The following is a 12262-nucleotide window of genomic DNA, read 5'->3' on the forward strand; positions in this document are numbered from 1 at the left end:
AGGAAGAGCATGGAATCAGAGAAGAAACTGGATGAAATGATCGACCCGGCGAAGCTCAAAGAGGCTGCTTCGATAGCGGAAGGTGTGCTGGGCCAGCTTGACAGCATACTGCTCGGCAGGCCCGAGCTTCACAAAATGGTGCTGGTTGGCATACTGAGCCAGGGTCACATCCTGCTCGAGGGTGTGCCGGGCGTTGGTAAGACGGCACTTGTAAAATCGCTGGGTGAGCTTTTGAACCTGGGTTTCAACCGCGTGCAGTTTACGCCCGATCTGATGCCCGGAGACATCGTCGGTACGCATATATTGCAGGAGAAGGACAGCGGCAAGCGTGAGATGACGTTCGAGCCCGGTCCCGTCTTTACGAACATTCTGCTTGCCGACGAGATAAACCGTGCATCGCCTAAAACACAGTCCGCACTGCTGGAGGCGATGCAGGAACGGTGCGTGACGCTGCTGGGTAAGACACGTGAGCTGCCCAGGCCGTTTTTCGTGCTGGCCTCGCAGAACCCGATCGAGCTGGAAGGTACATATCCGCTGCCCGAGGCTCAGTTGGACAGATTTATGTTCAAGCTCAACGTCAGCGGTGCGGATGCGGATGTCCTGGAAGAGATCATCACGACCAGACGCCGCGGCGAGCCGCCAATGCCTGATAAGAAGCTGGAAAAGGCCGATCTCGACATGCTGTTCGAAGTTATGGATGCGGTTTTCCTTCCCAAAGCGGTCGCGGGTTACATATCCCGGCTCGTGGCGGCCACACATCCCGAGAATGGTTCGCCTGCCAAAAGCGTCAAGGAATACGTATCATACGGTGCCAGCCCGCGTGCAGCCATCTCCATTGCTGAGGCGTCCAGGGCACATGCGATGATTTCCGGCAGGCCGACGGTCGGTTTTGACGATGTAAAGGCGGTCGCCGAGCACGTTCTCAATCATCGGATGATCCTCACGTACAAAGCGAGATTCGACGGGCTCAAAACATTCGATGTCATCAACGATATACTGGAAAATGTCAGTGATACCGGAGTTGAGCTCGGCCGTGACATTGAGATTGCGGAGGAGAGCGATGCATAGAGCTATTTTGCGAGGCAGGTCGGCATTTCGCATGTCTTCTCTCGTGTGGATCATGGTGCTGGCGTTTTTTGTCGCAGTTTCGGGTGAATCGCTGGCTCGGACGTTCGGCGATATTCGTGTCGTCGCACAGGACAATCCGCAGAATACGGGGACGACGCACGGCTACCTGCAGTATGAATTCCTTGTGACGAATTCTTCTTCTTCGCAGACGCATGAGGTGACTCTCGAGCTGCCCGGCAACAGTTACCGTTTCGGCGGTGATGCGCTCGAGTCGATCACGAGAACCAGGAAGATCGCGGCTGGGGATTCAGTCATCATGCAGCTTCTCCAGCCGCCGGTGCCGGGCTCCGGTGATGGGTTGGCGGTTTATATCAACGGCGCCAGACAAAAAGAGATGGTCAGTTTCAGTTTCCGCAGTGACCACGGACAGAATTTCTATATGCACAGCGGCTCCGGAATTGTTTTGCGTGTAAGCCGAGATGTAAATCAGGGTGAGCTGGATTCGCTGATCGAAAAGGTATGGGGCAGCTCAAGCCATGGTTACAGGTCCACACCGACAGTAAAGACGAACAAAACGTTCAAGCCGGTTTCAGAATGGCCCCGCAATTGGCTGGCGTATTCGGCTTATGACAGCATTGTGGTTGAGGCCGATGAGCTTGACAGGGCGGGCTCGGCAGTCAAACAGGCTGTCGCCGATTATGTCCGCGCGGGAGGCTCTTTGACAGTGCTGGGCCAATCGAAGCCCGATCCGGCATGGGGATTCGCAGAAAGTTCTAGGGAGGAGCTTCTGCAGGACGGAGCCAGAGTAAGTTACGTCGGTTTCGGCTCGATAGCAATGCTTACGGATGATAATGCTTTCACATCTTCAGACAACCAAACGCTCATAAGAACCTTGAAAGATGAGGTGTGGGATAAGTCAAAACCAAAGCTGATCGCCGATTCGGTCCAGCAAGCTAACAACTCATTTGCAGTGATCGAGGATATGAGTATCCCCGTGAGGGGTTTGTTTGGCCTTATTCTATTGTTCGCGGTGGTGATGGGACCGGCAAATCTGTTTATCCTGTCGCGCAAGAAAAGAAGGATATATATGCTTTGGACCGTGCCTCTGATCTCGATTGCGGCGAGTCTGGCGGTAGTGTTTTACGCGACCTTCGCGGAGGGCTGGAGAGGATTTGCCCGGCATGGGGCTGTTACATATCTCGATCAGTCAGCTCAGCGGGCCAGCACAGTGGGAATTGCCGCTTATTATTCGCCCATGACGCCAAGCGGTGGACTGCACTTCGATTTTGAGACGGCGGTTCTGCCCGTAGGATTGAACCGGCAGCATTCGAGTGCAGGCAGCATGAGAACCATTGACTGGACGAATGACCAGCACCTCAAGAGCGGTTGGATATTCGCCAGGGTGCCGGCACATTTCCAGCTTCGAAGGGTCGGCCCGAGTCGGCTGCGGATGAATTTCGAGCGAAAAGATGACAAATTACACGCAGGAAATGGCCTGGGGAAGGATATTCACAAGCTGTGGTATGCGGACGATGCGGGTGATATTTTTGTCGCTGCCGACATCGTCGCAGGCCAGGAGGAGGTGATGATGCGGGATCCGAACATGTCGGTAGCGAGTGCCGATTCCGATGCATTCCGCAAGGTACATGAGCGGCGATGGAACAATGCAACGACTTCGGTAATCACCAGTCCGGCCAGTTATCTCGAGCCGAACAGCTATATGGCGATAATACGCAAGCCTGTGTTTGTTGAGCCCGCACTTACGAACCTCAAAGAGAACAATCATATGGAGGTTATAATCGGCAGCGTGAAAGGTGGACGTAATGGAAGTTAGAGTCAAAAACCTCAAGAGATATTTCGGCAAGACCAGGGCGGTCGATGACATATCGTTCAGTTTCAGTTCGGGCGAGATAGTCGGTTTTGTCGGCCCCAATGGTGCGGGCAAGACGACGACAATGAAGATAATGTGCACCATGGACGAGCCGACCGATGGCGACATTTTTATAGACGATACGAGCGTGGTCCAGTATCCCGAGCTGGCAAGAAGAAAGCTGGGCTTCATGCCCGACGCACTGCCGACGCATCGCGATGTGAGTGTCGATGATTATCTGGACTTTTTCGCAAGGTCGTTCGGCATAAAGAATCATGTCAGGCGAAAGGTTGTTGACGATGTTGAGGAATTCACGAATCTGCTCGGCATCCGCGACAAGTTCCTAAAGGACCTTTCCAAGGGCATGAAGCAGCGGGTGAGCCTGGCGCGTGCGATCATCCACGATCCGCACATCCTGGTGCTCGATGAGCCGGCTGCGGGTCTCGATCCGCGAGCTAGAATAGAACTGCGTGAGCTGCTAAAGGCTCTCGCACAGCAGAACAAGGCGATACTGGTGAGTTCGCATATACTTTCCGAGCTTGCGGAAATATGCGACAGCACGGTTATTATCGAGAAAGGCAAGCTGCTGCGGGCCGGCCGGCTCGATTCGTTCGACACTTCCGACCTGCCCATAAAACGCATCTACATGCGTTCGCTGGACCCGGTCGATGAGTTTTACCGAACTTTGCTTCAACTTCCTAAGGTTCAGCGGGCAAAGGTCGTCGGGTCGGGCGTAGAACTGGATCTTGAAGGCACTGATGAAACGATAAGTGCGACAGTGGCGAATCTCGTCGGGCAGGGCTGTAAGATCGTAGAAGTGCGAACGCTCAAGGATAACCTCGAAGACATCTTTATGAACATAACAAAGGGAGAGCTCAACTGATGAAATTGACTGGTTTCATGACATGGGCCGACGATATAATGAACCCGATCGCGGTTAAGGAGATGCGCCAGGCCGTTAAAGGCAGGTCACTGGGCTGGGTTTTGATGATCTTCATCGCGGTTCAATTGACGGTAGTCGGCGGTGCCGTTCTGCTGGACGAAAGTGCCGCGGAGGATTTCGACACTGGCAGGAACGTTTTCATGGTGCTGCAGGCGATTCTGCTGGGTACGTGCCTGCTGTTCCTGCCGATATTCACGGCCTTGCGAATCTCATCCGAACGCAGCGACAACAATGTCGACCTGCTGTATATAACCACGCTCAGGCCGACGCAGATCATATGGGGCAAATTCTTTACCGGGTTGATACTCACGCTGCTGTTCTTTTCCGCGAGCATGCCGTTCATGACACTCACGTACCTGCTGCGGGGGCTTGATATGGGTGCGATGTTCTTCACGCTGGGCATGAGCTTTGTCGCAGTAATTGTTTGCATTATGGTTTCGATACTTCTTGCATGCCCAGGCGGCGGACTCGTAGGCAGGGGCATTAGATTCCTAATTGGGCTTGGCGCTCTGGCAGCGGCCTTTTTTATGGTTGTGGGTATCACGCGAGGATTCATAGACGGATACATGTATTTCGGGTCGTTCTGGGATTTCTGGGGCCCGATACTAACGATGCTGGGCATCACTGCTCTTGGGACGGGTCTTTTGTTCATACTATCTGCAACGATCATTACGCCGCCATCGGCGAACAAAGCGCTGGGAGGGCGTTTGTATCTGCTGCTGATCTGGCTTGCGACGGGTGCACTTGTCTGGCTGTGGTATAGAGAAATAAAAGAAGCGGAGGTGTTTTACGTATGGGGCGTCATGATGGCAATACTGTTCGCAGCAAGTTTGCTCGTTGCGTCCTGCGAGCGTTTTCACCTCGGCCCGCGGGTGCTCAGAACGATACCTCGCAAAAAGATCTTTCGCCTGCCGACATTCCTCTTTTACAGCGGTGCGAGCAGAGGGTCAGTTTTTGCTGCGGTTATGATCGGATTGACTTTTCTGGTCGTGCTTATGGTTCCAAGATCACACGGCAGAGGCTGGGACCTGAACTTTTACCGAGACACTGTCAAGCTTATGTCCATGGTAGGGCTATATACGTTCGCCTACACGATGACGGCGTTGTTCATTAGACGCATATTCTTCAAAGACAACCATTCGCCCCAGTTGGGACTTGTTATCGCTGTCGGCCTGTTCGTCGTTCTTACGGTAATACCCACGCTTATCGGCCTGATGTTCAAGCCCGAGCACCGAACATCTATAGACGCCATGTGGTACATTGCCAATCCGCTCGTGATGGCGACATATTCCGGTTTCTGGACCCGGCTGGCAGGTTCGGCCATAAATTTCTCGGCGATCTGGTCGATTATCGCACTTGTGATCAACATGCCGTGGATATTCGAAGATATCAAGCGGTTCAAGCCTTTGCGAAAGGTCCAGGCCCAAGAAGCGGTTATAGGCTTGACGGCAGAAAATACGGGAGAGAGCGATGAAGTCTGAGTATCGTGATTATCTGCTGCAGGGTCAGCAGGCGGGGCTTCGGTACGCGCTGTTTACGTCCGGGCGAATATCACAGGGTCTGGCCGGTTCAAACCTTGGCAGCAGGGCGGGCAGCTCGCTCGAATTCATGGAACACCGCAACTACATGCCGGGCGACGATCTTCGTCACATCGACTGGGGCGTCTTTGCACGGTCGGATCGGCTCTGCACGAAGATGTTTCGCGAAGAGATCAGCCCTCATGTCGAAATAGTGATCGACGGATCCCGCTCGATGGGCTTGGCGGGCAGTGAAAAGGCGCGTGCGTGCCTGGGGCTGGCAGGCTTGCTGGCGCAGGCCTCGATCAATTCACAGTTCACTTTCTCTGCTTGGCAGACCGGTGATTTCTGCGAAAAAATTGTTAACGGCTCTGAGAGTCCCGCAGCATGGGACGGCCTGGAACTGGAGAGCATCGTTTCGCCCGGCGAGGCGTTCAAACGTTACCCGCCGCACTTTCGGCCCAGAAGCATCCGGGTCCTGATAAGCGATCTGTTCTGGGTTGGTGATCCCAGGCAGTCCCTTATGTCTCTGGCAGCCAATGCGAGCGACGTTGTAATACTTCAGCTCGTGGCTCGCCGTGACGTCGAGCCAGGCGATCAGGGCAGTCTGCGGCTGATCGATTCCGAAACCGGACAGGTACGAGAGCTCTTCGTCGACGACGCGGCAATGCAGAGATACGAACAGAATTTTTCCCGGCACCAGCAGAACTGGCGCAGGGCATGCACGGAATTCGGCGGCCGCATGGTCACCCTGGTCGCAGAAGATGTCGTCAAGGACTGGCACCTTCCCGAGCTGATAGAGTCTGAAATACTGGGGGTGGCATGAACGGATTGTTCGCTTCACCGTTTGCATTTATCGCGTTGGCGTCGCTGCCTGTGCTGGCGGCTATTTACCTTTTCCGCAATCGCTTCCAGTCGCACGAGGTTTCGAGCCTCATGTTCTGGGAGGACCGCACGCGCGTGAGCTCGGGCGGCCTGCAGCTCGAAAAGATCAAGACGCCTTTGCTTTTCCTGATAGAGCTGCTTGTCCTTTTGATGCTCGTGGTTGCGGCGGCAGGGCCGCTGCTGCGTTCCAGCCGCGATACACGGGTGCTGGCGGTGGTACTTGACGATTCGTTCAGTATGCTTGCAGGCCAGGATGAAACAGCGAGAGACCGGGCCGCTGAATCACTGCAAGAACTTTTGACCGGGTCGGGCAGGTTCCGTGTCACACTGATAACCGCCGGCCGTGAACCGCAGGTCCTGGCGAATTCACTCAGTTCAATATCACAGGTCAGAGATTCGCTGGATGATTGGCAGTGCTATTCTACAGCGTCGGATATTCCGGCAGCGCTGGCACTAGCGTCGGAGCTTGGCGGCAAGACCGCTCGCCTGCTGGTCCTGACTGATCAGCCGCCCAAAGAAGAACTGCAGGACGGTACTGTGGAATGGCGGGCGTTTGGCAGGGGTATGGGCAATCTTGCGTTCGTTACCGCTGTCCGTGACGGGGACGGCGAGGAACAGAAATGTATGCTCACAGTTGCAAATTACTCGGCCGTTAGCAGAACTTTCGATCTGCAAATAGAGTCGACCGATACAGGTGAATCCCTGCTCTCACGCGAAGTGACGGTGCAGGGCGGTGTACGCAAGCGAATACGCTTCAGTCTGGATGCCAGCCTAGGACCCGTGCGAGCTTTGTTCGATGACGGTGCGTTGGACTTTGACAACGAGGCCCATCTGCTGCCTGCGGTCGAACGAATGGTCTCGGTTGGCTACAGGATCGAAAATGAGGACCTGGAGCAAATGACGGCAAAGGCGGTCGATTCGACGGCCATGACATCGTCGGCCGAGATCAACCCCGCGATCCTGTTCACGGATTCGCAGGTCCAGGTCGATCAGCTTCAGGATACCTGGGTTATGCGGTTCGCCGCCGGTGAAGACCCCAACGCATACGTCGGTCCTTTCGTGGTCAACAGGGCTCATCCGCTCACTGAAGGCCTTTCGCTCGACGGCGTGATATGGGCGGGCCAGGATGCGGACATCGCACTCGATACACCCGTGATCACTGCGGGCAACGTGCCGCTGGTTTACGACAAGCAGCTAACAGCAGGGCAGCATCATATCACGATTAATCTCAATCCAGAGATGTCAACTCTTGCCCAGTCACCCGATTGGCCCGTACTGTTCTGGAACCTCATCAACTGGCGAAAGGATCAGCTCCCCGGCCCGGAACGGACCAACACCGGGCTCGGCTACGAAGTGGCCGTGACGTTTCCGTTCGCCGAGAATGTCGAGGCTGCTAACGTCACTCTGCCGGACGATTCGGTGCAGCAGTTTCCCGTGGCCGAAAATCGACTCAGCGTACAGACTCGCCTGCCCGGCGTGTATCGCGTCGAGTCCGATCTGCGAAGCTATGCGTTTGCGGCGAATCCCATATCGCCCGCCGAATCGGACCTTAGCACGTTGGCTGAGGGTGTCTGGGGCAAATGGCAGGACGCGGAAAAGTTCTGGTGGGAATACCGCAGCATCGACTGGCTGCCTCTGATCATCGCACTGGTTCTGCTTTCGATCCATCGAATACTTACCTCAAGAAGCTCGGCGAGGACATAGCATGATATTTCTAAATCCGATATGGCTCCTGCTGGCGATACCGTCGGCGGCTCTGCTTTGGTTCTACAAAACATCAAGCAAGCTCATAACCGTGCTGCGGATCCTGAGCGTGGCATTCGTGATACTCGCGATGGCCGGTCTCGCGGTAGACCTGCCCAGCAAGCGGGGCACCGTCGTAGTCGTCGCGGACCGAAGCGCCTCCATGCCGCCGCAAACTCAACAGCAGCAGGAGGAAGCGATAGATCTTATACGCGAGGGCATGGGCGACGGCGATGAGCTCGCAGTCGTTTCATTCGGCCAGGACATCGCGATAGATATGGCACCACAGCGGGGCCGGTTCGGCGGCTTCGTAACCCAGGTCGGCCCTCACGCGTCCAATCTTGCGGACGGCATCTTTACCGCCCTCAGCATGATACCGGCCCAGGCTCCTGGCAGGGTGGTCGTTCTCTCGGACGGACGGTGGACCGGCTCGGATCCGCTAGATGCCGCTTCACGTGCAGCTACGATGGGCGTTGCGGTCGACTATCGCAAGATGTCACGGCCCGCGGCCAACGATCTGGCGATCGAACGCATACAGGCTCCACAGCAGACAACGCCGGGCGAGGCGTTCATGCTGACCGCCTGGTTCCAGTCGCCCCTGTCGCAAGGTGTGAAGTATGCCCTGAGCAAGAACGGCGAGACTATCGCAGCCAGCGACTACGCAGCCGGCGCGGGCCTCAACCGGCTAACATTTCGCGACAAAACCGAAAACCCAGGCACAAACGAATATTACCTCCGCATCGAAGGTGACAACGAGGACCCCGTACCTGAAAACAACACAGCCAGAATGCTAGTCGGCGTCACCGGCCCCAAATCCGTATTGTGCCTGACCGAGTCCGATGTCGCCGGGTTCGTTAACATGCTCCGGGCCAGCAAGATCGACGTAGAGCCCGCCCAGCCGGGCCAGGTCAACTTTTCGCTCGAGGGCCTGTCGAATTATTCGTCCCTGATAATCGAAAACACGCCCGCCCAGGGCATAGGTCCTCGCGGCATGGAAAACATCGCGGCCTGGGTCAAGCAGACAGGGGCGGGCCTGATGATGACCGGCGGCAAAAGCTCGTACGGGCCGGGCGGCTATTTCAAGTCGCCCATCGAGCCGATACTGCCCGTTTCAATGGAGCTGCGACGCGAGCATCGCAAGTTCTCGCTCGGCATAGTCGTCGTGCTGGACCGTTCCGGCAGTATGGGCGCACCGGTCTCAGGCGGCAAGACGAAGATGGACCTTGCCAATCTTGCCACCGCTCAGGTACTCGACCTGCTCGGTCCCGAAGATGAGTTCGGTGTGATCGCGGTCGACAGCTCCGCCCACACCATCGTCGATATCGCAAAGGTCAAACGAAACAAAGCCTACCGCAACAAGATACTCACGATGGAGTCGATGGGCGGCGGCATATTCATCTACGAGGCCCTCACCAACGCTGCGAAGATGGTCAGCGAAGCAACGCCCCTGACCAGGCATATCATACTGTTCGCCGATGCCGCCGACTCCGAACGGCCCGACGCGTACAAGGAACTGCTCGAAAAATGCGAAAAAGCCGGCATCACCGTCAGCGTGATCGGGCTAGGCAACGAAACCAACATCCACGCGAACCTGCTCAAAGACATCGCCGAGCGCGGAAACGGCCGATGCTTCTTCACCGAAAGCGCCGAAGAGCTTCCCCGACTGTTCGCCCAGGACACATTCGTTGTCGCTCGCAACAGCTTTCTCGACGAGGCCACCGCGGTCGAAACCATGCCCGGCCTGCGAAGCGTTACGAACCGTTCGTTCGACATGAACGCACCGGCAGGCGGATACAACCTTTGCTACCTGCGTCCCGAAGCTACGCTCGGAGCCGTCACGCTGGACGAGTACGACGCCCCGTTCATTGCCTCCTGGCAGGTCGGTGTCGGTCGCGGCCTCGCGTACGCCGGGCAGGTCGACGGCAAATACACGGGCCCGCTCGGCAACTCACCGCAATACGAAGACATGCTCACGAGCCTCGTGCGATGGGTGGCTGGCGACCCGGGCGATCTCGGTCCTGACATGATGGTGACCCAGGAGATGCAGGGCGCTGAGTGCGTGATAAAGCTGCACCTCGACCCCGCAAAAGCAGAATCCCTGATCGACGAGCTGCCCACTGTGACAGCTCTTTCGGGTACGCCGGGCTCTTCACCCGCGACCAGTAATTACACTATGCAGTTCGACGACACTTCGACCCTTTCTCTGCGCGTGCCTATCAGCGGGCTAGAGACAGTTCTTTCAACCGTGAACGTCGCCTCGGCCGGCCCCGTCTCACTGCCGCCCGTCTGCCTGCCGTACTCGCCGGAGTTCAAGCCCGTCGAGACCGGCCGTGACGGCGAAGTGCTGGAAAAACTCGCAGCCGCCACACACGGCCAGGCACGCATTGATCTGGGAGGCATATGGGACGACATCCCCCGCAAGCCACAGACCGTGCCCGTCGGCAAGTGGCTCCTCTTCGCTGCGATAGTACTCCTGCTGCTGGAGGTGCTCCAGAGACGCACGAACCTGCTCACCCGCGCAAAGCCCGCCGTCCCCGCCTTCGCAAAAGAACGCATATCCAGGCTCCAGTCCGCAAGGCTCGAAAAAGCGGCTGCTAAACGGGCAAAAAAGGCAGGACGCAAGATCAAGATAGCCGACTCACAGCCTGACGAGAAAACCGAACAGCCTGCTAAAAAGCAAAAGAAAGACAAACGCAAAAAACAAGAGCCCAAAACCGGCCCCGGCCTCTCCGGCGCCCTCTCAAAAGCAAAAAAATCCGCCGATCAAAGAACCGACAGAAAATGATTCAATAATTGTACGCTAAACACAATGAGTGACAAACAAAGCAAAACACAAGGCTTCCAGCTCAAATTCAGACACGTGGTGGTTTTCCTGCTGATCTCGGCAGTGGTGCTGTTTATCTGCTTTCGGCTGAGTCTCAAACGTCGCCTAAACGCTGAGTATGCGCGTATACGGGCACAGGGTTATCCTGTGAACGCGCGGGAGCTGGACGATTTTTATTCGATCCCGTCAGACGCAAAAAACGGAGCCGAGGTTGTCGAGGATGCGTTGATCAAAAAGGTCACCTGGTCCGGCGACAAGGCGGACAAACTCCCAGTCAGCGGCTCAGTCAGTTTTGATACGCGTACAGATATTCTAAAGGGCGAATCGCTGAAACTGGTGGCTGAGTATATGGAGGAGAACCGAGAATTCCTGGAGATGCTCTACGAGCTTCGGGACTACAATTACGCCCGATATGATACGGATCTCTCGCGAGGTTTTGCTGCAACTTTGGAACATTTGAGTCCTCTGAAAAAGGCTGCCGAGACAGCTATGGAGGAGTCGATATACCGCACCAGCATTGGCGAAACCCACAATGCTATCCGGTCTACGGAAACGATGTTCGCCTTGGGCAGGACCCTTTCAAAGGAACCAACTCTAATATCCTATTTGGTGAAGCTTGCAATTGATAGGATGGGCGCGGCATCCCTTGAACGCACCGTAAATATGTGTGAACTTGATAGGAAGCAATTGGACAGGCTGAATGCCCTTGTGAAAAGTGCTAAAAATTCCAATGTCTTTTCTCGTGCGATCGCGGGTGAGCGTGCCTTCGGCATGTCGGCCTTTCGTTCGCAGCAGGACATGGTGTCAGTTACAGGAATGCCCGGACCGCTTTATTTGCTCTATGCCGCCTCTGGGCTCAAGGACAAGGATGAGCTCTTGTATATTGATCTGGTGTCAATGTTTCTCGATGCATCAAAAAAGCCTTTCGTACAAAGAAATACTGCATTCAGAAAAGCAGTAAGGGACACTAAAAATGGTGTCAGCGTTTGGAATTTTGGCGCTTATATTATAATGCCAGCTTTGAGTAAAGTTTCCGATTTGTCGCTTGAATACCTGGCACAACTCGATGCGACCAAGGTAGGTCTTGCGATCGAAAAATACCGCCTGGACAAAGACCGACTGCCGGAAAAACTCGCCGACCTAACCCCGACATATCTCGACGAAGTACCTGTCGATCCATTCGACGGCAAGCCAATGAAATACCTCAAGAAGGGCGACACCAATTACGTGGTCTACAGCATAGGCAAAGACGGCACAGACAATGGCGGTACCGAGCCAAAAGGCGGAGCCCTCAGAAGTATGTACGACGTAACATTCACGGTCGAACGGCCTTGACAGATAAAAAAAGGCGTGACGACCGAAATCGCCACGCCCTTGCATCCTTTGTTAGCTTTCATGAGCTAACGCTATGC

Annotated in this window: 8 protein-coding genes; all 8 read left to right on the forward strand. The window is 55.5% G+C overall.

Features of this window, described 5'->3' with window-relative positions:
• The first annotated feature begins 9 nt into the window (after positions 1-9).
• Genes STSP2_RS07845 through STSP2_RS07880 form a run of 8 tightly spaced genes read left to right on the forward strand, consistent with a single transcriptional unit; the run spans position 10 to position 12185 of the window.
• On the forward strand, positions 10-1068 hold the full coding sequence (locus tag STSP2_RS07845; RefSeq protein WP_146661476.1) for an AAA family ATPase: 1059 nt from the start codon (positions 10-12) through the stop codon (positions 1066-1068).
• Positions 1061-2902, forward strand: coding sequence for a hypothetical protein (locus STSP2_RS07850; RefSeq protein WP_146661478.1), 1842 nt, complete (start codon positions 1061-1063; stop codon positions 2900-2902). The genes STSP2_RS07845 and STSP2_RS07850 overlap by 8 nt, the downstream gene beginning before the upstream one ends.
• Positions 2892-3821 carry an ABC transporter ATP-binding protein gene (locus tag STSP2_RS07855; RefSeq protein WP_146661480.1) on the forward strand — a complete coding sequence of 310 codons (930 nt, stop codon included), beginning with the start codon at positions 2892-2894 and terminating at the stop codon, positions 3819-3821. The genes STSP2_RS07850 and STSP2_RS07855 overlap by 11 nt, the downstream gene beginning before the upstream one ends.
• Positions 3821-5362, forward strand: coding sequence for an ABC transporter permease (locus STSP2_RS07860; RefSeq protein ID WP_146661482.1), 1542 nt, complete (start codon positions 3821-3823; stop codon positions 5360-5362). The genes STSP2_RS07855 and STSP2_RS07860 overlap by 1 nt, the downstream gene beginning before the upstream one ends.
• Positions 5352-6224 (forward strand): DUF58 domain-containing protein, encoded by an 873-nt coding sequence (locus STSP2_RS18185; protein WP_146661484.1) that lies wholly within the window; start codon positions 5352-5354, stop codon positions 6222-6224. The genes STSP2_RS07860 and STSP2_RS18185 overlap by 11 nt, the downstream gene beginning before the upstream one ends.
• Positions 6221-7987, forward strand: a complete 1767-nt coding sequence (locus STSP2_RS07870; protein ID WP_146661486.1) for a vWA domain-containing protein — start codon at positions 6221-6223, stop codon at positions 7985-7987. Before STSP2_RS18185 ends, STSP2_RS07870 begins: the two co-directional genes overlap by 4 nt.
• Position 7988: 1 nt before the next feature.
• Entirely contained in the window at positions 7989-10811 is a 2823-nt protein-coding gene (locus STSP2_RS07875; RefSeq protein ID WP_146661489.1) for a VWA domain-containing protein, read from the forward strand.
• A 24-nt stretch (positions 10812-10835) separates the two neighbouring features.
• Positions 10836-12185 carry a hypothetical protein gene (locus tag STSP2_RS07880; RefSeq protein ID WP_146661491.1) on the forward strand — a complete coding sequence of 450 codons (1350 nt, stop codon included), beginning with the start codon at positions 10836-10838 and terminating at the stop codon, positions 12183-12185.
• The last annotated feature ends 77 nt before the right edge of the window (positions 12186-12262 follow it).

Source organism: Anaerohalosphaera lusitana (assembly GCF_002007645.1).
GTDB classification, from domain to species: Bacteria; Planctomycetota; Phycisphaerae; order Sedimentisphaerales; family Anaerohalosphaeraceae; genus Anaerohalosphaera; species Anaerohalosphaera lusitana.